General features: G+C 65.3%; 22 protein-coding genes and 1 pseudogene. 12 read left to right on the top strand and 11 right to left on the bottom strand.

Annotated features, from left to right (window positions below):
* Nucleotides 1–12 precede the first annotated feature (12 nt).
* The 5 genes from pdeM to SR858_RS05705 form a co-directional block, all read right to left on the bottom strand.
* Nucleotides 13–708, bottom strand: coding sequence for a ligase-associated DNA damage response endonuclease PdeM (pdeM, locus tag SR858_RS05725; protein ID WP_019922687.1), 696 nt, complete (start codon nucleotides 706–708; stop codon nucleotides 13–15).
* Entirely contained in the window at nucleotides 705–3,551 is a 2,847-nt protein-coding gene (locus tag SR858_RS05720) for a ligase-associated DNA damage response DEXH box helicase (RefSeq protein WP_019922688.1), read from the bottom strand. Before SR858_RS05720 ends, pdeM begins: the two co-directional genes overlap by 4 nt.
* Nucleotides 3,548–5,194: an ATP-dependent DNA ligase gene (locus tag SR858_RS05715; RefSeq protein WP_019922689.1), complete on the bottom strand. Its 1,647-nt coding sequence runs from the start codon at nucleotides 5,192–5,194 to the stop codon at nucleotides 3,548–3,550. The genes SR858_RS05720 and SR858_RS05715 overlap by 4 nt, the downstream gene beginning before the upstream one ends.
* Nucleotides 5,187–6,308: a ligase-associated DNA damage response exonuclease gene (locus SR858_RS05710; RefSeq protein ID WP_019922690.1), complete on the bottom strand. Its 1,122-nt coding sequence runs from the start codon at nucleotides 6,306–6,308 to the stop codon at nucleotides 5,187–5,189. The genes SR858_RS05715 and SR858_RS05710 overlap by 8 nt, the downstream gene beginning before the upstream one ends.
* Nucleotides 6,309–6,419: 111 nt before the next feature.
* On the bottom strand, nucleotides 6,420–6,638 hold the full coding sequence (locus tag SR858_RS05705) for a hypothetical protein (protein ID WP_019922691.1): 219 nt from the start codon (nucleotides 6,636–6,638) through the stop codon (nucleotides 6,420–6,422).
* A 161-nt stretch (nucleotides 6,639–6,799) separates the two neighbouring features.
* Here SR858_RS05705 and SR858_RS05700 point away from each other — a divergent pair, with 161 nt between their 5' ends.
* Complete coding sequence (locus tag SR858_RS05700; RefSeq protein WP_019922692.1) at nucleotides 6,800–7,306, top strand: GAF domain-containing protein; 507 nt, start codon at nucleotides 6,800–6,802, stop codon at nucleotides 7,304–7,306.
* Between the two features lie 49 nt (nucleotides 7,307–7,355).
* Here the strand turns inward: SR858_RS05700 and SR858_RS05695 are convergent, their stop codons facing one another.
* The 3 genes from SR858_RS05695 to SR858_RS05685 form a co-directional block, all read right to left on the bottom strand.
* Nucleotides 7,356–8,159 carry a YciI family protein gene (locus SR858_RS05695; protein ID WP_019922693.1) on the bottom strand — a complete coding sequence of 268 codons (804 nt, stop codon included), beginning with the start codon at nucleotides 8,157–8,159 and terminating at the stop codon, nucleotides 7,356–7,358.
* Between the two features lie 232 nt (nucleotides 8,160–8,391).
* A complete protein-coding gene (locus SR858_RS05690) occupies nucleotides 8,392–8,883 on the bottom strand; it encodes a VOC family protein (protein ID WP_019922694.1) in 492 nt (163 codons plus the stop codon).
* Between the two features lie 127 nt (nucleotides 8,884–9,010).
* Complete coding sequence (locus SR858_RS05685; protein ID WP_019922695.1) at nucleotides 9,011–11,530, bottom strand: TonB-dependent receptor plug domain-containing protein; 2,520 nt, start codon at nucleotides 11,528–11,530, stop codon at nucleotides 9,011–9,013.
* 230 nt (nucleotides 11,531–11,760) lie between these two features.
* Between SR858_RS05685 and SR858_RS05680 the strand changes: the two genes are divergently transcribed.
* The 3 genes from SR858_RS05680 to SR858_RS05670 are packed head-to-tail and all read left to right on the top strand — an operon-like array spanning nucleotide 11,761 to nucleotide 15,515.
* The gene (locus SR858_RS05680) at nucleotides 11,761–12,474 is read left to right on the top strand and encodes a gluconate 2-dehydrogenase subunit 3 family protein (protein WP_019922696.1); all 714 of its coding nucleotides are present in this window, start codon (nucleotides 11,761–11,763) and stop codon (nucleotides 12,472–12,474) included.
* Between the two features lie 9 nt (nucleotides 12,475–12,483).
* Nucleotides 12,484–14,256: a GMC family oxidoreductase gene (locus tag SR858_RS05675; protein ID WP_019922697.1), complete on the top strand. Its 1,773-nt coding sequence runs from the start codon at nucleotides 12,484–12,486 to the stop codon at nucleotides 14,254–14,256.
* On the top strand, nucleotides 14,253–15,515 hold the full coding sequence (locus tag SR858_RS05670) for a cytochrome c (RefSeq protein ID WP_019922698.1): 1,263 nt from the start codon (nucleotides 14,253–14,255) through the stop codon (nucleotides 15,513–15,515). The genes SR858_RS05675 and SR858_RS05670 overlap by 4 nt, the downstream gene beginning before the upstream one ends.
* Here SR858_RS05670 and SR858_RS05665 read toward each other — a convergent pair whose 3' ends face one another.
* Entirely contained in the window at nucleotides 15,516–15,794 is a 279-nt protein-coding gene (locus tag SR858_RS05665; RefSeq protein WP_019922699.1) for a hypothetical protein, read from the bottom strand.
* 118 nt (nucleotides 15,795–15,912) lie between these two features.
* Between SR858_RS05665 and SR858_RS05660 the strand changes: the two genes are divergently transcribed.
* Together SR858_RS05660 and SR858_RS05655 are read left to right on the top strand one after the other, a co-directional pair.
* A complete protein-coding gene (locus SR858_RS05660; RefSeq protein ID WP_019922700.1) occupies nucleotides 15,913–16,815 on the top strand; it encodes a manganese catalase family protein in 903 nt (300 codons plus the stop codon).
* 11 nt (nucleotides 16,816–16,826) lie between these two features.
* On the top strand, nucleotides 16,827–17,339 hold the full coding sequence (locus SR858_RS05655) for a ferritin-like domain-containing protein (protein WP_019922701.1): 513 nt from the start codon (nucleotides 16,827–16,829) through the stop codon (nucleotides 17,337–17,339).
* Nucleotides 17,340–17,380: 41 nt separating this feature from the next.
* Here SR858_RS05655 and SR858_RS05650 read toward each other — a convergent pair whose 3' ends face one another.
* Nucleotides 17,381–17,707, bottom strand: coding sequence for a hypothetical protein (locus SR858_RS05650; protein WP_019922702.1), 327 nt, complete (start codon nucleotides 17,705–17,707; stop codon nucleotides 17,381–17,383).
* A 329-nt stretch (nucleotides 17,708–18,036) separates the two neighbouring features.
* Nucleotides 18,037–18,378: pseudogene (locus tag SR858_RS05645) on the bottom strand (KGG domain-containing protein); the annotation flags it as partial.
* Between the two features lie 285 nt (nucleotides 18,379–18,663).
* Here SR858_RS05645 and SR858_RS05640 point away from each other — a divergent pair.
* The 6 genes from SR858_RS05640 to SR858_RS05615 all read left to right on the top strand — a co-directional run bounded on the left by SR858_RS05640 (nucleotide 18,664) and on the right by SR858_RS05615 (nucleotide 26,248).
* Entirely contained in the window at nucleotides 18,664–20,652 is a 1,989-nt protein-coding gene (locus SR858_RS05640) for a glycoside hydrolase family 97 protein (RefSeq protein ID WP_026637437.1), read from the top strand.
* A gap of 78 nt (nucleotides 20,653–20,730) precedes the next feature.
* The gene (locus SR858_RS05635; RefSeq protein ID WP_019922705.1) at nucleotides 20,731–21,216 is read left to right on the top strand and encodes a Dps family protein; all 486 of its coding nucleotides are present in this window, start codon (nucleotides 20,731–20,733) and stop codon (nucleotides 21,214–21,216) included.
* A 254-nt stretch (nucleotides 21,217–21,470) separates the two neighbouring features.
* Entirely contained in the window at nucleotides 21,471–22,673 is a 1,203-nt protein-coding gene (locus SR858_RS05630; RefSeq protein WP_154819963.1) for a sialidase family protein, read from the top strand.
* Nucleotides 22,670–23,344, top strand: coding sequence for a hypothetical protein (locus SR858_RS05625; protein ID WP_019922707.1), 675 nt, complete (start codon nucleotides 22,670–22,672; stop codon nucleotides 23,342–23,344). The genes SR858_RS05630 and SR858_RS05625 overlap by 4 nt, the downstream gene beginning before the upstream one ends.
* An 82-nt stretch (nucleotides 23,345–23,426) precedes the next feature.
* Nucleotides 23,427–24,260, top strand: a complete 834-nt coding sequence (locus tag SR858_RS05620; RefSeq protein ID WP_019922708.1) for a hypothetical protein — start codon at nucleotides 23,427–23,429, stop codon at nucleotides 24,258–24,260.
* Complete coding sequence (locus SR858_RS05615; protein WP_322534501.1) at nucleotides 24,257–26,248, top strand: LTA synthase family protein; 1,992 nt, start codon at nucleotides 24,257–24,259, stop codon at nucleotides 26,246–26,248. The genes SR858_RS05620 and SR858_RS05615 overlap by 4 nt, the downstream gene beginning before the upstream one ends.
* Nucleotides 26,249–26,268: the final 20 nt, after the last annotated feature.

Raw genomic sequence — 26,268 nt, 5'->3', positions numbered from 1 at the left:
TCTTTGACCTCGCTAGCGCCCATCGCGGCGCGGCGAGGCCGGTACTTCCACCACGGCGTCGCCGCTGGTGACAAATAGCCGCTCGTCGGCTTCGGGCACTACCGCGTGGCCGCCGGTAAACGCGCCGAACGCCGGCAGCACGATGCGCTGGCCATTGGCCATGAAGCATGGCAGCAGCACCGACTCCCAGCCCGACCGCAAGCGATAGACCGGATGCACGTGGCCGGCCATCAGGTAGCCCGTCGCCAGCAAGTCCGGGTGGTGGCAGAAGGCAAACGGCCCCAGGTGCATCGGCTCATCCGCCATGGCGATCGACAACCACAGCGGCGGATCGCCCGCGTGCAGGTCGTGGTTGCCACGCACCAGCGTGAGCGCCAGCGCGGGATTGAGGGCGCGCCAGCGCTGCATGGCTGCCATGGTCGATTCCGCGTGCGCGGCCTTGGCGTGCAAAAAATCGCCAAGGAATAGCACCTGGCGCGCACCATGGCGCGCCACCAGGCGGTCGAGCGCCGCCAGGTTGGCGGACGTGGTACCGGCCGGCACCGGCACGCCCAGCGCGCGGAACGACGCTGCCTTGCCGAAGTGGATGTCGGCAATCACCAGCATCCGCTCGCGTGGCCAATACAAGGCTTTCTCGGGCAGCAGCCAGACCAGCTCGCCTGCCAGTTCCAGCGCCAGTGCGCCGTGGTGATCGGGCAGCGCGCTCATGGTCCCGCCGCCTTTTCCAGCTCGCGCACCATGCGCGCCACCCGGTCCGACAGTTTCTCGGTGCTGAGTTTTTCGCGGAAGCGTTCGACCATCAGCGCAAAGCCGAACGGCGTGGCGCGCTTGGTCTGGTGAAAGCTGATGTGGCGCGCCTGCAACTCTTCCAGCGTGGCGCGCAGGCGGGTCAGCTCCAGTTCCTGCTCCAGCACCTCGCGCTGGGCTTGCGTCAGCAGCAGGTTGCCGGCATCGTGCTGGCGGAACACGGAAAAGAACAGCGCCGACGAGGCCTGCAACTGGCGCGCACTCTTGGGTTGGCCGGGAAAGCCCTGGAAGATCAGGCCGGCAATGCGGGCAATTTCGCGAAAGCGCCGCTGCGACAGTTCGGTGGCGTTCAGGCTGGCCAGCACGTCTTCCAGTAAATTGTCGGTGCCGAACAGACCGGCTTTGGCGCCATGCCCCACGTCCAGCAGCGCCGTCCAATCGAGTTCTTGCGCGGCCAGCAGCTCGAAGCCGTAATCGTTGACAGCGATTGAAAACGTCACCGGCGTTACCCGCGCCACGCGCCAGGCAATCAGCGACGCCAGGCCGACGTGGACCGAGCGGCCTGCAAATGGAAACATGAACAGGTGGCGTCCTTCGCGGCTGTGCATGGTTTCGATCACGGTGGTGTCGGGCGTGGGCAGCGCCGACCATTTTTGCTGCGTGGCCAAGAGTGGCGCAATCGCCTGCATTTCCGGGCCCAGCGATTCGGCGCCGTCAATGGTGGCCAGGCGCAGCTGCTCGAGCGCGGCATGGGCCAGCTCGGACGACATCGGCATCCTGCCGCCCTGCCAGCGCGGCACGGCGCCACGGGTGCCGGTGGCGCGGCGCACGTAGGCGGTCATTTCGTGCAGGCGCACGAATTCCAGGATGCGGCCGGCAAACAGGAAATGGTCGCCCTGTTTCAGTCGCGAGATGAACGATTCCTCCACGCTGCCCAGCCGCCCGCCGCTCACGTATTTCACTTGCAGGCTGGAATCGGAGACGATGGTGCCGATGCCCATCCGGTGACGGCGTCCGATGGCGGCGTCCGGCACGCGATAGACGCCCTCGTCATCGGGCAGCACGCGCCGGTATTCGGGATACACGGCCAGGGTCTGGCCACCACGGGCGATAAAATCGAGCGCCCATTGCCACTCTTCTTCGGTGAGGTCGCGGTACGACCACGCGGTGCGCACTTCGGCCAGCAATTCCGCCGAACGGAAGCCGCCGCCCAGCGCAATGGTCACCATGTGCTGCACCAGCACGTCGAGCGGTTTATACGGCACCGGCCGCGCCTCGATATCGCGCGCGGCCACCGCTTGCCGGGCGCCGGCCGCTTCCAGCAGTTCCATGCTTTGGGTGGGCACGAGTGTCAGGCGCGAAACGCGGCCCGGTGCGTGGCCGCTGCGCCCGGCCCGTTGCAGCAAGCGGGCGATGCCCTTGGCGCTGCCGATTTGCAGCACCCGTTGCACCGGCAGGAAATCGACGCCCAGGTCCAGGCTCGAGGTGCAAATCACGGCTTTCAGTTGCCCGTTTTTAAGGCCCAGCTCCACCCAGTCGCGCACCTGCTTGTCGAGCGAACCGTGGTGCAGCGCGATCAACCCGGCCCAGTCGGGACGGGCATCGAGCATGTTCTGGTACCACAGCTCGGCCTGCGAACGGGTATTGGTAAACACCAGCGTGGTGGCGTGGCGTTCGATTTCCTCGACCACGCGCGGCAGCATTTGCAGGCCCAGGTGGCCGCCCCACGGAAAGCGCGACGGATGGTCGGGGATCAGGGTATCGACCACGATGTCCTTGGCGACATGGCCTTCCACTGCCACGCCGTCGGGCATCAACGCCTCGCGCGCTTGCACCAGGTTGCCCAGCGTCGCCGACAGGCCCCACACCACCAGGCCCGGATTCCAGTGGCGCAGGCGCGCCAGCGCCAGCTGGGTCTGCACGCCGCGCTTGTTGCCCATCAGCTCGTGCCATTCGTCGATGATCACCATGTCCAGCTGGGCGAACTGGGCAACCGCATCGGCCTTGCTCAGCATCAGGGTCAGGCTTTCGGGCGTGGTGACCAGGGTGTCGGGCAGGCGTTTGTTCTGGCGCGCGCGCTGGGCCGAACCGGTGTCGCCGGTGCGCGCCTCGATCTGCCACGCCGGCAGCAGGTCGGTGGCCGATTCCTGCAAGGCGCGCAGGGTGTCGGCCGCCAGCGCCCGCATAGGCGTCAGCCACAGTACTTTCAGGCCCACGCGCGGGCGCTTGTGCAGGGCTGCGCGCTGCAAGGCGGCAAACCACACCGCGTAAGTTTTACCGGCGCCGGTGCTCGCGTGCAGCAGGCCCGACTGGCCGGCCATCGCGGCTTGCCAGACATCGCGCTGGAATGGAAATACCTTCCAGCCGCGCGCGGCGAACCAGGCTTTGGCTTGCGTCGATGAGGGGCCGGTGGATTTGGCGACCGGGTTGGCGCCCCGCCTGGCAGGGACTTGGGCCGACAGGTTGGTGGCTGACCTGGCGGAAGACTTGACCGAGGCGTTGGCGACCGACCCGGCGGGAACCTTGGCTGACGAGCTGACATCGGTTTCGGCGGCCGGGTTGATTGGCGGGTTGGCTTCCGGTCCGGCTTGCGCTCCCGCGACCGGGTTGCCGGCCGGATCGATGGCTGGTGCAGAAGCGGAATCGGTCAGCGGATCGTTCATCTCGCTGGCTGCGGTGACGACGGACTTGTTGGCAGGCATGGAAACAAGCTTATTGGCGCGGCTTTCGACCGTTGCACTGGCTGGCGCAGGACGCGGCCTGGCCAGCTGGGCGCGCAAGCTGGTGCGGGGGCGCGCCGTCATGGCGCGACCAGCAGGCTTTTCAGGGCGTCGAGCGTATCGGCCTGGTCCACGGTCTTGTCCTGGCGCTGGCGCAGGATGCGCGGGAAGCGCACCGCGATGCCGGACTTGTGGCGCGGCGAGCTGGCGATGCCTTCGAAGCCGATCTCGAACACCATGCTCGGTGTCACGCTGCGCACTGGGCCGAATTTTTCGATGGTGGTGCGGCGGATTGCATGGTCCACCTTGGCGATCTCGGCATCGGTCAGGCCCGAATAGGCCTTGGCGAACGGCACCAGCTTGCGGCCGCCCTCGCCTTCCCCCGTTTCGTCCCAGACGGCAAAAGTGTAGTCGGTGTACAGCGAGGCGCGGCGGCCGTGGCCGGCCTGGGCGTAGATCAGCACGGCGTCGATGCTGTACGGGTCGATCTTCCATTTCCACCACGTACCGACGTTCTTGGTGCGGCCCACGCCGTATTGTGCATCGGCAGCCTTGAGCATCATGCCTTCCACCCCGCGCTGGCGCGATTCGGCGCGGATCGCGGCCAGTTGCTCCCAGCTGTCGGCGCGGATCACAGGCGCCAGCCGCAGTTGCGGTGCGCCCTGCTGTACTTGCAGCGTGGCCACCAGCTGCTCGAGCATGGCGCGGCGCTGCGCTTGCGGCAAGGTGCGCAGGTCACGGCCTTCGTATTCGAGCAGGTCGTACGCGACCATCACGGCGGGCAATTCGCCGAGCAGCCGCGCCGAGACCTGCTTGCGGCCCATGCGCTTTTGCAGGTCGGCAAACGGCGCCGGGGCGTCGCCGCCGTGCCAGACCAGGATTTCGCCGTCGATCACTACGCCGTCGGGCAGGCGCAGCACGGCCAGCTCCGGGAAGCGCTCGGTAATCAGGTCTTCGCCGCGCGACCACAGCCAGTTCTGGCCTTCGCGGCTGACCAGTTGGGCGCGCATGCCGTCGTATTTCCATTCCACCTGCCACCGCGACAATTCGCCGAGCGCTTCCGGTTCGCGGTCGAGTTGATGAGCCAGGAAGAACGGGTACGGCTGGCCGCCGCGCTGCGCGTGTTCCTCCTCGGTATGCTCGGCGATCAGCTGCTGGAAGCCGGCAGCAGTGGGCTTGACGCTGCCGTCGGTCCAGCCCATCAGGCGCTGGGCGATCAGCTTGCTGTCGAGGCCGGCGATGGCGCTGAGCGCGCGCGTGACCAGCAGGCGCGACACCCCCACCCGGAAGCCGCCGCCGATCAGCTTGGTCAGCAGGAAGCGCTCGCGCGTATCGAGCTGGTCCCAGTACAGCAGCAGCGCGCTGCGCACGGTGCCGGGGTCGGCGCCGCGCAATGGCGCGATGCCGAGTTCGATCCAGTCGGCCAGGCCGATTTCGCTGGGCTGGTTCGGTGGCGGCAGGATGTGGGCGATGGTTTCGGCCAGGTCGCCGACGGCGTGGTAGCACTCGTCGAACAGCCAGTCGTCCAGGCCCGAGTATTCGATGGCGAACTGGCGCAGCAGCTTGGTCGGTACGGCCTGGCGCGGCTTGCCGCCAGCCAGGAAGTACACGGCCCAGGCCGCGTCGGCCGGTGCAGCAGTACGAAAATACTGTTGCAGCGCATTGAGCTTGCGCGTGGTGGACGTGGTTTCGTCGAGCTCGGCGTACAGCAGGGCGAAGTCACGCATGGCGTGCTCCCACTGGTGCAGCGTCGGTGGATACGGCTTCGGCAGACGCAGCCTCGGTGGTTGCAGCATCGGTATCGGTTGCGGCATCGGTTGCAGGATCAGTGGCCGCACCGGCAGCAGCATCGTCGGCCTCATCGTCGCCGTACTCGGTATCAAAACCGCTGGCCTGCAGGCCCTGCTGCTGCAACCAGCGCACCAATACAGCGATCGAACCGTGGGTGACGATCACCCGTTCGGCGCCGGTGGCAGTAATCGCCTGCATCAGCCCCGGCCAGTCGGCGTGGTCGGACAGCACGAAGCCGCGATCGACGCCACGGCGGCGGCGCGCGCCGCGCAACTGCATCCAGCCGCTGGCAAACGCGTCGGAAAAATCGCCAAAGCGCTTGACCCACGGTGAGCCGGCCGCCGCCGGTGGCGCGATCACCAGCGCGCGCTTGAGGTCGTCCTTGTCGACGTCGCCCACCATCACCGTGGGCGGCAGCCACACGCCGCTGTCGCGATAAACCGTATTGAGGGTTTGCACGGCGCCATGGCAGACGATGGGACCGATGTCCGCTTCCAGGCCGCTCAGGATGCGCTGCGCCTTGCCGAAGCTGTAGCACTGCATCACGCTGGCGCGTCCCTGCGCGGCGTTGGCGCGCCACCAGTCGTTGATGTCGTCGTACACCTCCTGTTGCGGCTGCCAACGGTAGATCGGCAGCCCGAACGTCGATTCGGTGATGAAGGTATCGCAGCGCACCGGCTCGAACGGGGTGCAAGTACTATCGGCCTCCACCTTGTAGTCGCCGGACGCCACCCACACTTCGCCGCGGTACGCCATGCGCACCTGCGCCGAGCCGAGCACGTGGCCGGCCGGATGCAGCGAGATGGTGACGCCGTTGTGCACCACCGTTTCGCCATAGCCCAGGCCGTCGATGTGGATATCGCCGAGGCGGGACTTCAGCACACCGACACCCGGGGTGGCAGCCAGGTAGTGGCGGTGGCCGCCGCGCGCATGGTCGCCATGGGCGTGCGTGATCACGGCGCGCTCCACCGGCCGCCAGGGGTCGATATAGAACTGGCCCGGCACGCAATACAGTCCTTCCTTGCGCACCACCACCATGTCGGACGTCATTGCACACATACGCGGCTTTCAGAACAGGATGCTGCCATTCTGTCGCCGCCCGCCGGCGCCGTCTGTCAGGCACCGCACCCAGCCCCGTGGCCGGGAGCGCCTTCCGCCAACTCAGGCAGGATCGATGTACTCGGCCATGAAGTGCGGGTCGTCGTCTTCCGCAGCGTCGATGATCACGCGGTCGGCGCCGACCATCAGCAACGTGGCGAGAGAAATCGCGCCAGCCGGCGGCGCGGATGGCGGGACTGCGGAATCGCCACCGGGAGCGGTGGCGGGGAAGGTGGGCTTGCCCGTGCGGGACAGGCTGGCGCTGCGTTTGCTGGTGGCCATGGGAGTTCCTCAAAAACGCCGGTGCGGCGGATGGAATCCAGAGTATCGCGCACGATTGCGGGGCGCCATCGGACACTGCCTAGTATGCTGTAGGAGGAACTGACGGCAAACGCTTGCTTGCGCTAACATATGCGTTTTCTCCAGTTTCCGAGCCGACCATTATGACTTTTACCCTCAACGACACCGCCTACGGCACCGACACGCCAGCGGCCAAGCACGCCATGTTCGACGACCTGCGTTCGCAACTGACCGGCCTGGTACACGGTGAGACCGACCTGATCGCCAACTCCGCAAACTTCAGCTCGCTGGTATTCAACGCCATGCCCGGCCTGAACTGGGCCGGCTTCTATTTCCTGCAGGGTGACGAGCTGGTGCTGGGACCGTTCCAGGGCAAGCCGGCCTGCATCCGCATCAAGAAGGGCCGTGGCGTGTGCGGCACCACGGTGGTGGAAGGAAAATCGATAGTCGTACCGGACGTGCACGCGTTCCCGGGCCATATCGCCTGCGACGTCAATTCGCGGTCGGAACTGGTGGTACCGGTCCGCCGTCCCAACGGCGAAATCATGGGCGTGTTCGACCTCGACAGCCCGCTGCCGAACCGCTTCGACCAGGATGATGCCGACGGCATCGAAGCACTGGTGGGTATCCTGGAAAAAACCCTGGCCTAATCATCGTTCCCGGTAGCGGCTGAGGGGCTGCTTGCTCGCCTCAAACGGGTTAAAAGCCGCGCTTGCGCTGCTCCGTCGCCTCGCGCAACAATCCTTCCAGCAATTCGGCGCGCAGCCGTTCTTCGGCGGCGCGCATCTCCGGTGTGAATTCACGCTGCTCGCGGCGCTCGCACACCTCGCGGATTTCGACGGTGACGTCGCCCGCTTGCGGATACGGGCAACCGCCGGCCCAGGCAATCGCCAGGTCCAGGGTAGCGGCCTGGATGATCCAGTAGCCCGCAACCAGTTCCCGCGCATCGCCAAACGGTCCCGCCACCAGCGACGTATTGGCGTTGGCAAAATGCACCCGCGTGGCCGTGCGCGTGGTGCCCAGGGCGCTGCCGGCCAGCAGCACGCCGGCGCGCGCGCTGCGTTCCTCGTGGGCGCGCATGCGCGCCAGCGCTTCGACCGGTGGGGCAATGCCGAACTCGGCCTCGAAGTCCGACCGCAGGAACACCACGTACCGGGTCCAGTCCGGATTGCGTTCCGGCACGCTGTCGGGCGCGGGGCCATGTGCCCTGCCGTCTGCGGACGGGATCTGGTCGCGGATTTCATAAACGGCGCCGGCGTCGAACAACGGCCACCAGCGCACCTGTTCGATCACGTCGGCGCGAGACGGCGACCGCACCAGCGTAAAACCGGCCACGATCTCGCGCGGCGGGTATGGCCCGGTGTCACGGCTCCACACGCCATCGCGGCGTACCAGGCGCAGCGCGCTGTCGCTGGGGCGCATGAAGACGCCCGGTTCCAGCGCCGGCGGCTGGTCGCCGCGCTCGGTACTCTGGTTGGCGCGGCGCAGTACCACGAATTCCATGCATCACTCCTGGATAATTTCTTAAAGGCATTATCCCAAGTGACAGCACGCCTCGGCAAGCTTTGGTAGGCCAACCAGGGCTATCGGCAGGCGCGAGGCCGGTATACCGTTGTTGCGCCGGTACGAGCAAGGGCTCATGGGCGTGCTTCAGGCGGATTCTAGCGCGATTCCAGTTGCATTGCGGCTCAGTTCAGGCAGGATTCAGGCGGACTTCGGGCCAGAAGCAGGCCGGTCAGCCGCAGCCACCGGGTCCCTGCTGCGCCATGGCACGCATGATTTCCTCGGTGCTCACATCGCGCTGGTGGGTGGCGATGGCCCAGCAATGGCCGAACGGATCGACCAGCATGCCATAGCGGTCGCCCCAGAACATGTCCTGCGGCGGCATTTTGGCCTCGCCGCCCGCCGCGATGGCCTGGGCATAAACCGCATCGACATCGGCCACGTACAGGTGCAGCGTGACCGGACTGCCCTTGAGCGCCTTGGGGCCCATGCTGCCATGCTCGGGAAAGTCGTCCACCAGCATGATGGTGGAGTCGCCGATGCGCATGCTGGCATGCATGATCTTGCCGTCGGGGCCGGGCAGGCGCATGGTTTCCACGGCATTGAATGCTTGTTGGTAATAGGCCATCGCTGCTGCCGCGCCCTCGCAAACGAGGTGGGGCGTGATGGTGTGCATGGCCGCAGGGATGGGCTGTGCCGCGTCGGGCTGGGCGGAAGTCGTCATGATGATCTCCTTTTCGAGCCATCCACTTTACGCCCACCGCCTGCGGCACGACTGAAATCGACGCGTTTTTTGCGTTTTCGAGACAATCAACCGGACCTTTGACAGGTCCGGTTCGCCATTCAAAAAATCAGAACGTGTAGTTCACACGGGCGTACACGAAGCGTCCGCCGCGGCCGAACGGCGCCCGGTTGGAGAACGGCGCCGCCGCATTCGAGGTCAGCGACGACGGCAGCGAGTCCGGGTAGATATCGAACAGGTTGTCGGCGCCCAGCGCCAGCTGGGTTTGATTGGTGATGGCGTAGCGGCCCTCGGCGTTGACGATGGTCTTGGCCGAAACGGTCACGTCCGTCGCGGCCGTGGTACCGGCCGAAATGATTTCGCCGTAGCGGGTGGCGCTGGCGCTCACGCCCCACGCTGCCTGCTCCCAGTTGACCGATGCCGTGATCTTGTTTTTCGGCTGGCCTTTTTCCAGGCTGATCACGTTGGCGCGGCCGAACAGTACCGGCGCCGGGTTCAACGCAGCGAGTTCGGCCGTTTGCGGCACGCGTTTCACTTCGGTCTTGTTGTAGTTGCCAGCCAGGGTGAAGTCGAACTTGCCGTAAGCGGCCGAACGCCATGGGTAGTTGGCCACGATGTCGATGCCGTCGGTACGGGTATCGACGCCGTTGATGAAGAAGCGGGCGCCTCTAATGCCACTAAAGCCCTGCGATTGCAGGTACAACTGAACATTATCTCCAATCATGTTTTCAGACAACACAATCCGGTTGTTGATATTGATACGGTAAGCATCCGCAGTAATGCTCAGCGCACCGAAGCGCATGACAGCACCCAGCGAAAAGTTAACCGATTTCTCGGCGTCGAGCGGCTTGGCGCCCAGCGCCACGGCAGCGGCGTCGGTCGGCCGCAGGGTGACGATATCGAATGGCAAGCTGCCGATGAAATTGGTCGACGTGGACGTGTAGAGCTGCTGCTGCGGCGACGGTGCACGGAAGCCGTTCTGGATCGAACCGCGCAGGGCGAATTCCGGCACGAAGTCGTAGCGGGCGGCCAGCTTGCCGGTGACGTTGCTGCCGAAGTCCGAGTAATGCTCGGCGCGCGCTGCCAGCGAGGTCAGCAATTTGTCGGTCAGGTTAGTTTCCAGGTCGATGAAGGCGCCGGTGGAATGGCGGCCCTTGTCCACCGCATTTTCCGGGCGGTAGCCCGGGAAGCCCTGGGCGCCGGCTGCCGATGGCGTGCCGTTGGCCAGCAAGACGCCGCCGTAGCGGTAGGAATCGGGCTCGCCGGCCCACAATTCGTAATTTTCCCAGCGCGCCTCGGCGCCCACGGCCACGTTGAGCGGCTTGGACAGGAAGGCCACGTCCAACGGACGCACGGCCGAGAAGTTGGCCGACAGTTGTTCGTAGGCGAAGCCGCCGGCATCGAAGTCGGTCTTGCTGGCTGCGCCGAGCGAGCGGTTGAGCGTGTTGGTGACGTCGAACGCCATCTTGTTCTTGCCGTAGGTTAGCGAGGTGTCGTAGTCCCAGCCCTGGCCGCTCCAGGTGGTGCCCAGCGCCGCGCTGAAGTCGGTCACGGTCGGTTCGATCACGGGCAGGAAACCGTCCGGGTAGATTGCCGCCACGTTTTCATCCTGCAATGGACGGCGGAAGAACGCTGCCGATTCCGACTCGCGGCGCTGATAGCTGGCCCAGCCGTAAATTTTCTGGCCGCTGGCCAGAGTTTGGCCCGCATTGGCAAACAGGGTCGCCTGCTTGAGGTTGGGGTCGCCCGACCAGGTGTCGTAGCGGTTGGCGGTCAGTTCGCGCGGATCGAAGGCGCCGGTGGTGGCATTGCCCACGCGCGGGTAAAACTGGCGCGTGTCGTAAGCGCTGCGCTCGCTGTGCTGTTGCTGCTTCAGTTCGGCTGCGACGGTCAGGAAGCCGTTGTCGCCCAATTCAAAACCTTTCCAGCCGCCCACGGTGTAGGTCTGGCCGTCGGTGCGCTTGCGTTCGGTGGGCACCGAGAGACCCAGGCCGGTCGGCTGCGCCACCGGGTTGAAGCTGTATTCGGTCTTGCGCACGCCGCCGGTGGCGCTCAGGGCGCCGCCGCTGCGGTTTTCACGCAGGCGGAAGTTGATCACGCCGGCAATCGCATCGGAACCGTACTGGGCGGCAGCGCCGTCACGCAGCACTTCCACGGTATTGATAATGCCGGACGGCAGGGTATTGATGTCGGTCGAGGCCGAACCACGGCCGATGGTGCCGTTCACGTTGACCAGCGAGGACGCATGGCGGCGTTTGGAGTTCACCAGCACCAGCACCTGGTCGGGCGCCAGGCCGCGCAGGGTGACAGGGCGCACGGTGTCGGTGCCGTCGGTCAGACCCGGGCGTGGAAAGTTCAGCGCTGGCAGCACTTTCGACAGCGACTCGCTCACTTCGGTCACGCCGTTGTTGCTCAGGGTCTTGGCGGAAATCACATCGACGGCCGAGGCGGTATCGAGCACGGAGCGGTTCGAGACGCGGGTGCCGGTGACCACTACCGTGGCTTCCGGCGCGGCAGTCGGCGCGTCAGCAGACTGCGCATGGGCGGTACCGGCGGTGGCGAACAGTGTGCCGATGGCAACGCTGAGCAGGCGGCGTTGCAGTTGTGGCTGAACTGAAAATTTATTCATATATGACCAATCATCGTAGCGGGTTGTTTTTATGTGAAAACAATATAAGGCTTGCACTTGTATAAAGGAACGAACGATTAGGCATAAGCTTTTATAAAAAAAGTAGTTGCATGGAGGTGGGGGCAATCTTTCCTATCCAATCGGTAAGTATCGCAGTGCAGCATCCGCGCGTATCCTTACCCCTTTGGAAACTCATCACACATCGTACAACGCGGTGTTGCCCCCCCATCATGTCCAAAGATAACGTCAATCTGTCACGCCGCACCATCCTGATGGCGACTGCGGCAGCCGTTCCCCTGGTGACCGCGCCCCTCTACAAGGCACAGGCCGAGGGCCTGGAAGGCACCGACCTGCAACGCTATCAGCCGGTGTTTTTCACCGCGCCCGAGTGGCAATTCCTGCTGGCCGCCTGCGACCGCCTGATCCCGGCCGAAGGCCGTGGTCCCGGCGCGCTGGAAACCAATGTGCCGGTGTTTATCGACCAGCAACTGAAAAACGGCCTCGGCGACGATGTCTATATGCAGGGCCCGCACCAGGCCGATGCGCCAGCCACCATGGGGTTCCAGCAAACCCATAGTCCGCAGGAGATGTACCGGATCGGCATCAAGCTGGCGCAACAGGCCAGCGTGGCCGCGCACGGCAAGCAGTTCCAGCAACTGTCGCCCGCCGACAAGGATGCGCTGCTCACCAGGCTGCAAAAAAACGACATCGACTTTGCCGCCCTGGGCGACCGGTCATTGAAAGCTTCGCAGTTTTTCGGCCAGATGCTCGGCGACGCCAAGAACGGCTACCTGGCCGACCCCGCCTACGGCGGCAACAAGGACATGAAGGCCTGGGTAGCGATCGGCTTCCCCGGCGCCCGCGCCGCCTTCACCGAATGGGTCGATACCCACAATGTCAAATATCCGCTCGGGCCAGTGAGCCTCTCCGGCAAGCGCGCTTAAGGAACTACCATGCAAAAAATTACTAACGACGACGTCGATGTCGTCATCGTCGGACTTGGCTGGGCCGGCTCCATCATGGCCATCGAACTGGCGCAGGCCGGCCTCAAGGTACGCGCGCTCGAACGCGGCCCGGACCGCCCCCCGGAAGACTTCGCCTACCCGAAGCCGGCCGACCAGTACGCCTACGCGATCCGCAACAAGGTCTTCGCCACCCCGCGCGACGCCGCCCTGACCGTGCGCTACAACACCGGCGAAACCGCCCTGCCCACGCGCAAATGGGGCGCGTTTGCGCCCGGCACCGGCGTCGGCGGCTCCGGCCTGCACTGGACGGGCGTGCTGATCCGCCCTACTCCCACCGACCTCAAGCTCAAGACCTATGCCGACAAGGCGTACAAGCGCGGCACGCTCGACCCCGACATGCGCGTGAAGGACTTCCCGTTCACCTGGGACGAGATCGAACCGCACTTCGACAAGTTCGACAAGATTTGCGGCCTGTCCGGCAACACCGGCAACCTGAACGGCCAGATCCAGCCCGGTGGCGATCCGTTCGAAGGGCCGCGCTCGAACCCGTACCCGCTGCCGGCGCTGCACGATACCTACAACAGCTCGCTGTTTGCGGCCACCGCGAAAAGCATGGGCTACCACCCGTTTCCCAATCCGTCCGCCAATGTCTCGTCCGCCTGGACCAACCCTTACGGCTCGCAACTGGCGCCGTGCAATTACTGCGGCTATTGCAGCAAGTACCCGTGCCTGAATTATTCGAAGGCATCGCCGCAAACCGCCATCCTCGACGTGGTCAAGCGCATGCCCAATTTCGACTACAAGGCCAACGCGATGGTGATCCGCGTCGATCTGCACGCCGATAAACAGACCGCCAGGGGCGTGACCTATATCGACGAGCAGCAGCGCGAAGTGTTCCAGCCGGCAAAAATCGTCATCCTGTCGAGCTTCCAGTTCGCCAACGTGCGCCTGATGCTGCTCTCCGGCATCGGCAAGCCGTACGATCCAATCACCGAAACCGGCACCATCGGCCGCAACTACGCCTTCCTGTCGAACGGCGCGGCGACCCTGTTCTTCAAGGACAAGCACTTTAATTCGTTTGCCACTGCTGGCGCCACCGGCGAGATGTTCAACGACATTTCGCCCGGCAACTTCGACGACGGCATCCGGCTCGGCTTCCTCGGCGGCGCCAAGATCCACAGCTCGCAGTCGACCGGCGCGCCGATCGGCACCGCGCTGCCGCCGGGCACGCCCAGCTGGGGCCAGGGCTGGAAAGAAGGCATGGTGGACTGGTACGACCGCTCGATGAAGATCGGCATCACCACCACCTGCCAGTCGTACCGCGGCCACTTCCTCGACCTCGACCCGACCTACAAGGACCCGTGGGGCCAGCCGCTGTTGCGCATGACGTTCGACTGGCGCCAGAACGAACTCAAATTGCAGCGCTACCTGCGCGAGATCGTCGGCAAGATCGCCAAGGAAATGAAGCCGGACTTCATGTCGGAAAGTTTCCTCGGCCTCGATTCGCACTGGGACATCACCAAGTACGTGTCCACCCACAACGTGGGCGGCGCCATCATGGGCGATTCGCCGCGCGACTCGGCGCTGAACCGCTACCTGCAATCGTGGGATGTGCACAATGTGTTCGTACCGGGCGGCAATGCCTTCCCGCAGAACTTCCAGGCCAACCCGACCGCCACCATCGGCGCCATCACGCTGTTCGCGGCCGAGGCGATCAAGAACCACTATCTGAAAAGCCCTGGCCCGCTGGTGCAAGCATGATGATGATCAAACAATTCGCCCACTTCCTGACGCTGGCGGCCGCACTGGCAGCGACCACGGCGTTCGCCGCCCCGGCCGACACCCTGGTCCAGCGCGGCGCCTACCTGGCCCGCGCCGGCGACTGCATCGCCTGCCACAGCGCGCCCGGCAAGCCGGCGTTTGCCGGCGGCCTGGCCATCGACAGCGGCCACGGCATCATCTACTCGACCAACATCACGCCCGACAAGCAGCGCGGCATCGGCGCGTACACCGAGCAGCAGTTTGCCGACGCCGTGCGCAAGGGTGTGAAACCGGACGGCACCCACCTGTACCCGGCCATGCCGTACACCAGCTATGCCAAGGTGACCGACGCCGACATCAAGGCCCTGTACGCCTACTTCCAGGCCGGCGTCAAACCGTCGGCTTACGCGCCGCCGGCCACCCGCATGGACTTCCCGTTCAATCTGCGCTGGGGCATGGCGGTGTGGAACTACATGTTCGCGCCCGACCAGCCGTTCAAGGCGCAGCCGGGCTGGAGCGCACAAGTGCGCAACGGCGCCTACCTGGTCGAAGGCCTGGGCCATTGCAGCAGCTGCCACACGCCGCGCGGCTTTGCCATGAACGAAAAAGCCGGCGACAGCTCGCAGGCGAAATTCCTCGCCGGCGGTGACTTGAATGGCTGGCCGGTACCGTCGCTGCGCGGCCTGCCGCGCTGGAGCGAGGCCGCCATCGTCGACTACCTGCAAACGGGACGCAACGCCACGTCGGCCGTGGCCGGTGAAATGACGGCCGTGGTCGCGCACAGCACGGCGCACCTGGACGACGCCGATCTGCAATCGATCGCCGCCTACCTGAAAACCCTGTCGCCAGCAACGCCGCGCACGGCCACCGTCAAGGCCCAGGGCGTGGAAGCGACCGCGAAAAAACTGACGGCCGCCACCAACCTGACCCTGGGCGAGCGCCTGTACCTCGACAACTGCGCGGCCTGCCACTTCGTCAACGGCAAGGGCGCCAGCCGCGTGTTCCCGGTGCTCGACGGCGCCACCGTCGCCAACGCCGAGAGCCCGGCCGGTCTGATCCACGTGATCATGCAGGGCGCCCGCACGCCGTCCACCGACAAGGCGCCATCGATCCTGGTCATGCCGGGCTTCGGCAAGCGCCTCGACGACCAGGAAGTGGCGGCGCTGGCCTCGTTCGTGCGCCAGGGGTGGAGCAATACCGGCGCGCCGGTGACCGAGCGCGAGGTGGCCAAGGTGCGCAAGATGGTGAAAGCGGACTAGCTACCGCCGATTCACCACCAACTCGCCAACTAAGCAGCGCCACCCTTCCCGCGCCACCTGCGCTGCGGTGACGTTGCTCAGGCCGATGTGGCGCACAAGCCCCTCCTGCATGCGCGCAGCGCGCATGATCTCGTTGGTGACGCGGGGGCCAAAAAAATCGGCGGGGTGATATGGGCTGATGCCCAGCGCGACCGCTGCGCGCGACACGGCGGCGGCGCCTGATAGCGGGCCAATTGCGGACAAACGGTCCGCAATGGCGATCAGTTGTCGCTGGCGCAAAAGCTCCTACATGCCGCGCCAACCTGTTCCTACACGTCGCGGCAACGGTCACCCGCATCATGGGTTTTCGCCCGGCATCCTCTGCCGACTTCGCCGCCATTTTTGACAAGGAGTACCCATGTTTGCCCACACCAAGCGTTTGCAATACACCGTGCGTGTCGATCAACCCAATCCCGGGCTGGCCAACCTGATGCTGGAACAGTTTGGCGGCCCCCAGGGCGAGCTGGCAGCCGCCTGCCGCTACTTCACCCAGGCGCTGGCCGAGGACGATCCGGGCCGCAAGGACATGTTGTTCGACATTGCCACCGAAGAACTGAGCCACCTGGAAGTGATCGGCAATATCGTGGTCATGCTCAACAAGGGCGCCAAGGGCCGGCTGGCCGAAGGCGTGGACCAGGAGGGCGACCTGTATCGGACCATCACCGGCGCTGGCAACGATAGCCACATCACGCAGGTGCTATACGGCGCTGGCGCCCCGCTGACCAATTCGGCCGGCGTGCCGTGGACCGCCGCCTACATCGACACCATCGGCGAGCCGACCGCCGACCTGCGCTCCAATATCGCCGCCGAAGCGCGCGCCAAGATCGTCTACGAACGGCTGATCAACGTCACCGACGATGCCGGCGTGAAAGAAGCGCTGGGCTTCCTGATGACGCGCGAGATCGCCCACCAGAAATCGTTTGAAAAAGCGCTGTACACGATCGCACCGAACTTCCCACCGGGAAAAATGCCGGGCGACCCGCGCTTTACCAGCGTGTACTTCAATATGTCGCAGGGCGGCGCCGAGAAGCTGGGCCCGTGGAACGACGGCCCCGAATGGCAACGCGTCGATGCGCGCGACGCCCAGGTGGCGGTCGATGGCGGCGATGGCAGCGCCAGCGTGCAAGTGGGCCAGGACGATGCCGAACAGCTTGACAACCTGGCTGCGCGTACCCGGTCCGATCCGCGCGTCGATCCGGTCACCGGGGCCGACCTCGGCATGGCGCCCGCCGGCGGCGCGGCCCAAGCCCCGCTGGCCTGAAGGAGATCGCCATGACCACCACCCCACGCGATCACCTGGTCGACTGGCTGCGCGACGCCCACGCCATGGAACAGCAAGCAGAAGCCATGCTCGAAGCCCAGGCCGAACGACTCGACCATTACCCGCAGCTGCGCGAGCGCATCCGCCAGCACATCGACGAAACCCGCTGGCAGCGCGCCCAGCTGGAAACCTGTCTGGAACGCCACGGCGCCAGCCCGTCCATGCTCAAGGACCTGGCCGGCAAACTGGTGGCGTTTGGCCAGGGTGTGGGCGGCATGCTGGCCAGCGATGAAGTGGTCAAGGGTGCCATGGCCGGCTACGTGTTCGAGCACCTGGAGATTGCCAGCTATACGGCGCTGATCGTGGCGGCCGAAGCGGCTGGCGACGAACTGACGCTCGATGCCTGTCGCCAGATCCTGGCGCAGGAACACGCGATGGCAGCCTGGCTGCTCGACCACCTGCCCGAGACCACCGCGGCCTTCCTGTCGCGCTCGGCCACCCCGGGCGTCGCTGCCCGGCATTAACGCCCGGCGCCGGCCAGGCGCCTGCTGCACGGCTGCAAGGGTCAGCCGTGCAGTGCCCGCACGTAGTCGTCGAGCGCGGCGCGCACCGCGCCCACGCAGCGATCGACCGCAGGATGGTGGACCTTGCCCGCCAGGCGGTCGGCGGCGGCAACGATGATGTTGGGCGACACCTTGCCGCCGCGCTCGAGTGCGGCGGCATATTCGCGGATGTCGACCAGGAACTGCCTGATGGAGGGATGGGTGCGCTGATCCCACGCTGCGGGCGTGGTGAGCCATGCTGCCACCGCGTGTTCGAGATCGGCTATCGTGCCAAACAGGCTCTCGCGCGCGTCGGCGGCTGCCTGCCTGCCGGCCGGCGCTGGGGTCATGACGCGGGATCCGGGACAATTGTGCATGATCGTGGAATGCGAAATACGAACGAGATAAGAGGAAACTGAATCGGTCAGAACCGCCCGCAGCGGTGCCAGGCCCGGGGGCCGGACACCGCTGCAGGCTGGCGCTGCAGCTTGGCTGCAGGTGGCACGCGGCAGAGCTGCAGGCGATACGCGGCAATGCCGCGTCAGCGGTTCTTGTGGCTTTGGCGGCCGGCTTCGGCGTGCTGCTCGGGCGTGCCGCCACGGGTGCTGCCCGCACCTGAACCCGAACCTGAACCGGAGCTGCTGCGGCTGCCCGAACCGGAACCGCTTTGCTCGTTGCCGTCGTTCTTGTGGCTCTGGCGGCCGGCAGCGGCGTGTTGCTCAGGCGTGCCGCCACGGGTGCCGCCGGACGAACCGCCGCCACCACCTGACGAACCGCTGCCCGACGATGCCGAGGCGCTTTGCTGGTTGGTATTCTTGTGGCTTTGGCTGCCGGCCTGGCGCGCCTCTTCCGAGTCGAACTCGTGGGCGTTGCCGGAGGCGTGCGCGGCACGTCCGCCTTCGGCAGCGATCTCGCGTTGACGTTCGGGATCCATCGAGGCGAAGCCGCGGCCGCCGCCTTGACTACCACCCTGGTTGCCCGACTGCTGACTACCCTTGTTTCCTTGATTCGAGTTTGCCATGATAAGTCTCCTGAGATTCGTCGCGTCCGCCTATCGGCCGCGAGCGGGTTACCATGATGCGCAGCCGCTGCCGGGTCGAATATCGGCTGCCGGCTTGGGAGTAAGTAGGAGCACTCCGACGCAAAATGACGGCAGGATCGGGCTATATCGCAGAGGCAACCCCGCCAAAAAACATGCGCCGGCTTGGTCAATTTCGCAATTGATCACTGCGCATCAGGCAATGCAGAATGCCAAACTCCCCATCAAGCGCGCCGACCAAGCAGGCGCGCATCCACCGGAGACTTCATGCCAGCCCCTGTCCGCCCCCTCACGCCCGTCGGTTTCATGTTTTTCTCGCTGTTGGCGGTCTCCGCCGCAGCAGAAACCGTCACCGTCACCTCGCCCGACGGCCGCAATGCCGTCACCATCGACAGTGCCCAGCTGACCTGGTCGCTCGCGCGCGACGGCAAGCGCATCATCGAACCGTCGCCATTAGGCCTGAAACTCGATATCGGCACCATCGGCCGCGGCGCGCGCCTGGTCGGGCAGCAGCAAACCACGGTGAACGACACTTATGAAATCGTGCTGGGCAAGGCGCGCAGCGCGCCCGACCACTACCGCCAGCTGGCACTGACGTTTGACGCCAGCGCCGCATTAAAGTTCCAGTTACTGGTGCGCGCCTACGACAACGGCGTGGCGCTGCGCTACGTGGTGCCGGAACAGCCGGGCGTAAAGGCGCTGAACGTCAAGGCGGAAGACACCCAGTTCAACTTCGCGCGCGACTACGATTGCTGGGGCGCCAACATGGGCCGCTTCGACACCAGCTTCGAAGCCGAGTACGACCAGGTGAAGGCGTCGAAAATCCGCAACTTCCACAACGTCATCGCGCCGCTGGTGTGCAAGACCGGCGCTGGCAACACCACGTTTGCGATTGCCGAATCGGACGTCAAGGATTACCCGGGCTTCTTCCTGTCCGGCCGAGGCGACGCCGGCCTGGGCGTGGGCGTGACGCTGCCGCCGCGCTTCGACAACGACCGCGACTTCCGCTCGCGCAAGTCGGTGTCGGCCAGCGTGCAGTTCAAGGGCGACGGTTTTAGAACGCCGTGGCGCGTGGTAATGCTGGGCGACGCGCCCGGCGACCTCGCCGCTTCCGCGCTGATCCCCTCGCTGGCGGCGCCATCGCGCATTGCCGACACCAGCTGGATCAGGCCGGGCAAGACCTCGTGGGACTGGTGGAACGACTGGGCCGTCAACATTCCCAATGCCGGCGTCAATACCGCGACCTACCGCGCCTTTGTCGATTTTTCGAAGGAGATGAAACTCGACGATATCCTGATCGACGAAGGCTGGTCGGTGGGCAGCGACATCGAACCCAATCCGCAGGCCGACGTCACCCGCGCCAGGCCGGAAATGGACATGCCGGCGCTGATGCAATATGCGCGCGCGCGCAACGTGGGCGTGTGGCTGTGGGTGCAGTGGCACCAGCTCGACCGCCAGATGGATGCCGCCTTCAAACAGTACGCCGCCTGGGGCGTCAAGGGCGTCAAGGTGGACTTCATGAACCGCAACGACCAGGAAATGGTGGACTGGTACCACAAGGTGCTGGCCAAGGCCGCCGAGTACAAGCTGATGGTCAACCTGCACGGCGCCTACCCGCCCGATGGCCTCAACCGCACCTGGCCCAACTACATCACCCAGGAGGGCGTGCTGGGCGCGGAGAACAACAAGTGGAGCGCCCGCATCACTGCCACCCACAACGTCACATTACCGTTTACGCGCATGATCCTGGGGCCGATGGACTACACGCCCGGCGGCTTCCGCAACGCCGCGCCGGCCAGCTTTGTCGCCCGCAACCACGAACCGATGGTGCTGACCACGCGCGGCCAGGCCGTGGCCATGTACGTGGTCTATGACAGCCCGCTGCAAATGGTGTCCGACGCCCCGGCTGCATACAAGAACGCCGACGGCACCTGGGCCGATGGCGCGCAATTCATCCAGCAGGTACCGACGACCTGGGACGAAACCCGCATCCTGGCTGGCGACATCGGCCAGTACATCGTCTCGGCCCGGCGCAAGGGCAACACCTGGTACCTGGGCGCGATGACCAACGAAGCTGCGCGCACCGTCAAGGTGCCGCTGGCGTTCCTCGGCAGGGGAAGCTTCACCGCGCAGGTGCTCGAAGACGGCAAGGACGCCAGCCACCTGCGCAGCAGCACGCGCCAGGTGACTGCGGGCCAGAGCCTGACCTTGAAATTGGCGCCGTCGGGCGGCGCGGTTGCCGTCATCACGCAGTGATTCGCCCAGACGACACGTTTTGCGCCGGGCGGCTACAATAGTCGTCACTAGTCCGCCAACCGATAAGGAGATTTACCCATGAGCGATAACACCGTCAAGATCGATATCGGCCTGTCCGAGAAAAGCCGTTCCGAGATCGCCGCTGGCCTGTCCGGCCTGCTGGCCGACAGCTACACCCTGTACCTGATGACCCATAACTTCCACTGGAACGTCAAGGGTCCCATGTTCAACTCGCTGCACCAGATGTTCATGACCCAGTACACCGAGCAGTGGGGCGCGCTCGACCTGATCGCCGAACGGATCCGCGCGCTGGGCTACCCGGCGCCGGGCACCTACGCCCAGTTCGTGCAACTGGCCACCATCAAGGAAGTGGAAGGCGTGCCGAAAGCCATGGACATGGTGCGTCACCTGGTAAATGCCCAGGAAGCCACCGCCCGTACCGCGCGCAAGCTGCTGCCACTGGTGGGAGAGGCCGACGACCAGCCGACTGCCGACCTGCTCACCCAGCGCCTCGATGTGCACGAAAAAACCGCGTGGATGCTGCGCAGCCTGCTGGAAGAGTAAAAGTTACCTGAGAGTTACACGAGCCCGTCGCCCGGCGGGTTCGCATCCACCGCCCCCTCCCCTGCGGCTGCAATTTTAAATTCTCCCACCTAACATTTTCTCTAACTTTTGCTGTACGATACCTGACTCATCCGTCAATTAAGGTCGGATGCATGGTTGTTTTCGCCATCCACGAGGTGCTGCGGAAATCGTATATTTAGGGCAAGAGGATCAAGGCATCTGCTTCCTTCGTGTCCCGCTCTCTTGGAGACGGAATGGGAGCTTTGCCCCTACCATTGAACAGTGCTGCCCAGCAGGAACTTCCGGTGCGCCAGCCGCGCCACACCCGCCTGCTGGCATTGTTGTGCATCGCTGCCGCCCTGGTGGCCACGGGCGCTGAAACCTGGCGCTGGTCGCGCAGCGCGTTGCACCGCGAACGTCCCACCTTGCCAGTCCACACCGGGGCGCCGATCACCGGCGTCACCGAGCTGTCGCACAGTATTCTTCCGATGCCCGCAGGCGTGCCGTCCGCGCACGCCAGTTCGCTCGCCACCCTGCCCGGAGGCGGCCTGGTCGCGTTCTGGTGGGCCGGCAGCCGCGAGAGCGGTCCCGACGTCAAGGTCTATGCCTCGCGCTGGGCCGATGGCAAGTGGAGCCGCTACTGGGAAGTGGCCAGCCGCGACTCGCTGGGCAAGGCGCTCGGCTACGGCGTGCGCCGCATCGGCAACCCGGTGGCGTGGACCGCACTCGATGGTTCGCTGCACTTGTACGTGGTGGCCACCGGCCTCGGAGGCTGGGCCGCCGCGCGCCTGGTGCAAATGCAGTCGCACGACCAGGGCGCCACGTTTACCGTCAAGCGCGTGCTGCCGATGTCGCCGCTGTTCAACACCAGCACGCTGGTGCGCTCGGCGCCGCTGGCACTGGCCGACGGCAGCTGGTGGCTGCCGGCGTATTTCGAGATCGGCTACAAGTATCCGATGCTGATCTCGTTCAACTCCCAGGGCGAACCACAGCGGGTTACCCGCATCGGCACCCGTACCCAGTCGCTGCAACCGAGCCTGGTATCGATGTCGCCCACCGAGGTGCGGGCCTGGATGCGCGACGACGGCAAATCGCGCCGCGTGCAGCAGGCCGTGAGCCGCGATGGCGGCCAGACCTGGAACGACGTCGAAGCGACCGCCCTGTTCAACGACAGCACGGCCCTGGCGGTGCTGCGCCTGTCCAATGGCAGCCTCCTGATGCTGCACAACCGCGAAGACATCGACGGCAGCGCCCGCAGCGCACTGACGCTGTCGCTGTCCACCGATGCGCGCACCTGGCGCCCGCTGCTCGACATCGTCGACGGCGGCGCCGGCGACGAATTCTCGTACCCCGCCATGAGCCAGGTCGGCGACGAACTGCACATCAGCTACACCTACCAGCGGCGCGCCATCGCCCACCATCAATTCAAAATCAACCTGCAGGAGGAGACCAAGTGAACCTGCCCGATCTCATGCTGCAGATCGTCTATGGTCGCCTGGCCTGGGCGCTGGTCGCCGCCGCCCTACTGCTGGCGCTGCTGCCTGTCACCGCCCGCCGCACCAAGGTGCTGATCGTGGCCGCCACCGTGGCGCTGATGGCCCTGCCCGGCCCGGCCTCGCCTGCCTACTGGCTCACGCTGGCATTACAGTACCCGAGCGGCCTGCTGCTCGGCTTTGCCGTGATGGCGCTGCGCGCGCGCTGGCATGGCAGGCAGCCCCGTTTCGCCATGCGTCCCGGCCTGGCGCTGGGCCTGGCGGCGATCGGCCTGCTGCTGTACCTCGATACCTTCGGCGTCCTGGCGCTGGGACTGTACTATGGCGGGTTCAGCCCGGTAGCCGCGCCGCTGCTGGCCTGCGCGGCCGCCGTCGGCTTCGCGGTCAATGCATGGCGCGGCCACGCTGCCGCGCCGTCGGCCGCGATGCTGATGGCACTGCTGCTGTTCTCGGTGCTGCGTCTGCCGACCGGCAACCTGTGGGATGCGCTGCTCGATCCGCTGCTGTGGTCCTGGGCGCTGGGCTCGACCATCGTGGCCGCCCGCCGCCGTCTGGCAGGGCGCCGCGCCTTGCACCGGCAACCGGCGCAGGCCGGCCCGGACCTGGTGGCAGCGCGGGCTGTCAGGGCAGAATGACGCGGCGCTTCAAGCAATACGGTATAAACAATATAAATTACTGAATAAATAACTGAGTAAATAACTGAATCAAGGAGTGGGTATGGCAAATAACAAGTGGTACGGTCACCCGGTGATCGCGGTGGGCATCCTGATCAACGTGTTCGTGATGATCCTGGCGATCGTCTGGCGCAACGACCCGCCGGCGCTGTGGCGCCTGGTGGTGGAAGACGGCATCGTCGAGTGGATGCAGTTCCTGTGCTTCGCGCTGCTCTCCGGCCTGCTGGGCTTCCTGGCGGTGGAACAATGGCAGCGCAACCCGAAAATCAGCCTGCCACTGCTGGCATCCGTCTTCCTGTGCGCGCTGGTGGGACTGGCTGCGCTGGAGGAAATCAGCTGGTTCCAGCGCATCCTCAACATCGCCTCGCCCGAGTTCTTCCTGGAAAATAACAAGCAGGCCGAGACCAACATCCACAACCTGGCCATGGGCAGCGGCAGCCTGCACAAGGTGCTGCTCCTGAAAATCATCGCCATCGTCGGCCTGACCCACAACATCATCCTGCCGATCGTGGCGCTCAAGCGTCCCGGCGTGCAGCGCTGGGTGGAGAGTCTGGGCCTGTACCTGCCGCCGCTGTGGCCATCGGTGATCTACATCGTCCTGGTGGCGATTTCGCACCTGGTGATCGACCATCCGCGCAAGGGTGAGCTGGGTGAGATGTTCGGCGCCGTGCACTACCTGGTGACGGTGTTTGCCGCCTACTACCTGGGCGCCAACTACGGCCGTCCGGCGGTGTTCCAGGATGCGCCCGATGCGCGCCGCGTCTCCACCCTGTTCTGCATGCTGCTAGTGTTCCTGCTCATGACCGGCTGGATGCTGTCGGCTGGCGCCGGCGCCGGCAGCTACATCGCCACCCACCCCGGCTTCGGAGCCGAATGATGCCAAGGCATGAAGACACTTTCCTGCAGCGCAGCGGCGCCCGGCTCGAGCGCCTGACCCGCTGGGCCGGCCCCTACGCCGCACTGGTGCAGTTGCTGCTGCTCGGCGCCGCGCTGCTCACGCTCTCGCGCCTTGGCCTGATCGCCTGGCAGTGGGACCGCGTGGCGGCCACCGGCATCGTCGGCCGCATCCTGGTGCAGGGCGTGCGCGCCGACCTGATTTTGCTCGGTTATTTCATCGCGCTGCCGCTGTTGCTGGCGCCGTTGCTGGCCTATCAAAAAACGCTGCGCATCTGGAAAGCGGTCTCGGTGACCTGGGTGACCTTCGCCCTGATCTTCATCGTCTTCATGGAAGTGTCCACGCCGCAGTTCATCATGCAGTTCGATGTGCGCCCGAACCGGCTCTTCGTCGAATACCTGTCGTACCCGAGCGAAGTCATCGCCACGCTGTGGAACGGCTTCCGCATCGCGCTGGTGCTGGGCGTACTGGCCACCATCGCTTTCACCATCGGCATCTACAAGCTGCTCCAGGCGGCCTCGATCAACGTCACCACCTGGCGCGCCTGGAAGATGCTGGCCGTGTGGCCGGTGCTGGTCGTGCTGGTGTTCGTGCAGATCCGCTCGACCACTGCCCACCGCCCCGCCAACCCGGCGCTGTTTGCGCTGACCGGCGACTCGATGGTCAATTCCATCATCATCAATTCGCCGTGGTCGGTGCTCGACGCCATCTATTCGATGAGCAAGGAAGCCAATTCGTCGGAGATCTACGGCGAGTATCCGCGTGAAAAAGTCTTCACCACCGTGAAAAGCGCGCCGTGGCTGCGCGACCTGCAGTTCACCAATCCCGAGCTGCCCACGCTGCACCAGCAGACCGCGTTTGTCCAGCGCGAGCGCCCGCTGAACCTGGTGATCGTGCTCGAGGAAAGCCTGGGCGCGACGTTCGTGCAATCGCTGGGCGGCCTGCCGGTGACCCCGGAGCTGGAAAAGCTCAAGACTGAGGGCTGGTGGTTCGAGCAGCTGTACGCCACCGGCACCCGCTCGGTGCGCGGCATCGAGGCCGTGGTGGCCGGTTATGCGCCAACGCCGGCGCGCAGCGTGGTCAAGCTGTCGCTGGCGCAGCAAAACTTCTACACCCTGGCGCTGGGCCTGGGTCAGCAGGGCTACCACACCGAATTCGTTTACGGCGGCGAGGCGCACTTCGACAATATGCGCGGCTTCTTCACCGGTAACGGTTTCCAGAGCGTGGTCGATCGCAAGTCAATGAAACCGGTGTTCGAAGGCAGCTGGGGTGCGTCCGACGAAGACCTGTTCGACAAGTCGCTCGAACGCCTGAAGACCCTGCACGCCGACGGCAAGCCGTTCTTCAGCCTGATCTTTACCTCGTCGAACCATGAGCCCTTCGAGTTCCCCGACGGCCGTATCAAGCTGCATGATCCGGAAAAGCAGACCGTCAACAACGCGGTGATGTACGCCGACTACGCGCTGGGCCGCTTCATCGCGCAGGCGAAAAAAGAGGCGTACTGGAAGGACACCGTGTTCCTGATCGTGGCCGACCACGACAACCGCGTGTACGGCGACAGCCTGGTGCCGATCAAGAAGTTCCACATCCCCGGCCTGATCCTGGGCGCCGATGTGCAACCGAAGCGCATCAAGACCATCGCCAGCCAGGTGGACCTGGCGCCCACGCTGTTGTCGCTGATCGGCGTCTCGAGCGAACACCCGATGATCGGCCGCGACCTGGCCCGCGACAGCGACACCCCGGGCCGCGCCCTGATCCAGTTCGACAATTACTTCGCCTGGCTCGACGACACCTCCGCCACCATCCTGCGCCCGGGCCAGGAACCCTTGCTGGGCGCCTACGACTTCGGCACCGGCGTGATGACGCCGCAAACCAAGGCGCCGGACCCGGCCAAGGTGGACCAGGCCATGTCGCACGTGATTTTGCCGTCGATCTTGTATCGGGAGCAGCGCTATAAGTTGGCGAAGTAACACGCCAGTACCGCTAACCA

The organism is Duganella zoogloeoides, from assembly GCF_034479515.1.
GTDB classification, from domain to species: Bacteria; Pseudomonadota; Gammaproteobacteria; order Burkholderiales; family Burkholderiaceae_D; genus Rugamonas; species Rugamonas zoogloeoides.
Note: the sequence above shows the minus strand (reverse complement) of the source record. Positions and strands in the feature narration are given on the sequence as shown.

Excerpts from the sequence above, each read along its gene's own strand:
- pdeM (WP_019922687.1), bottom strand. The coding sequence starts at position 708 with ATGAGCGCGCTGCCCGATCACCACGGCGCACTGGCGCTGGAACTGGCA.
- SR858_RS05720 (WP_019922688.1), bottom strand. The coding sequence starts at position 3,551 with ATGACGGCGCGCCCCCGCACCAGCTTGCGCGCCCAGCTGGCCAGGCCG.
- SR858_RS05715 (WP_019922689.1), bottom strand. The coding sequence starts at position 5,194 with ATGCGTGACTTCGCCCTGCTGTACGCCGAGCTCGACGAAACCACGTCC.
- SR858_RS05710 (WP_019922690.1), bottom strand. The coding sequence starts at position 6,308 with ATGACGTCCGACATGGTGGTGGTGCGCAAGGAAGGACTGTATTGCGTG.
- SR858_RS05705 (WP_019922691.1), bottom strand. The coding sequence starts at position 6,638 with ATGGCCACCAGCAAACGCAGCGCCAGCCTGTCCCGCACGGGCAAGCCC.
- SR858_RS05700 (WP_019922692.1), top strand. The coding sequence starts at position 6,800 with ATGACTTTTACCCTCAACGACACCGCCTACGGCACCGACACGCCAGCG.
- SR858_RS05695 (WP_019922693.1), bottom strand. The coding sequence starts at position 8,159 with ATGGAATTCGTGGTACTGCGCCGCGCCAACCAGAGTACCGAGCGCGGC.
- SR858_RS05690 (WP_019922694.1), bottom strand. The coding sequence starts at position 8,883 with ATGACGACTTCCGCCCAGCCCGACGCGGCACAGCCCATCCCTGCGGCC.
- SR858_RS05685 (WP_019922695.1), bottom strand. The coding sequence starts at position 11,530 with ATGAATAAATTTTCAGTTCAGCCACAACTGCAACGCCGCCTGCTCAGC.
- SR858_RS05680 (WP_019922696.1), top strand. The coding sequence starts at position 11,761 with ATGTCCAAAGATAACGTCAATCTGTCACGCCGCACCATCCTGATGGCG.
- SR858_RS05675 (WP_019922697.1), top strand. The coding sequence starts at position 12,484 with ATGCAAAAAATTACTAACGACGACGTCGATGTCGTCATCGTCGGACTT.
- SR858_RS05670 (WP_019922698.1), top strand. The coding sequence starts at position 14,253 with ATGATGATGATCAAACAATTCGCCCACTTCCTGACGCTGGCGGCCGCA.
- SR858_RS05660 (WP_019922700.1), top strand. The coding sequence starts at position 15,913 with ATGTTTGCCCACACCAAGCGTTTGCAATACACCGTGCGTGTCGATCAA.
- SR858_RS05655 (WP_019922701.1), top strand. The coding sequence starts at position 16,827 with ATGACCACCACCCCACGCGATCACCTGGTCGACTGGCTGCGCGACGCC.
- SR858_RS05650 (WP_019922702.1), bottom strand. The coding sequence starts at position 17,707 with ATGACCCCAGCGCCGGCCGGCAGGCAGGCAGCCGCCGACGCGCGCGAG.
- SR858_RS05640 (WP_026637437.1), top strand. The coding sequence starts at position 18,664 with ATGCCAGCCCCTGTCCGCCCCCTCACGCCCGTCGGTTTCATGTTTTTC.
- SR858_RS05635 (WP_019922705.1), top strand. The coding sequence starts at position 20,731 with ATGAGCGATAACACCGTCAAGATCGATATCGGCCTGTCCGAGAAAAGC.
- SR858_RS05630 (WP_154819963.1), top strand. The coding sequence starts at position 21,471 with ATGGGAGCTTTGCCCCTACCATTGAACAGTGCTGCCCAGCAGGAACTT.
- SR858_RS05620 (WP_019922708.1), top strand. The coding sequence starts at position 23,427 with ATGGCAAATAACAAGTGGTACGGTCACCCGGTGATCGCGGTGGGCATC.
- SR858_RS05615 (WP_322534501.1), top strand. The coding sequence starts at position 24,257 with ATGATGCCAAGGCATGAAGACACTTTCCTGCAGCGCAGCGGCGCCCGG.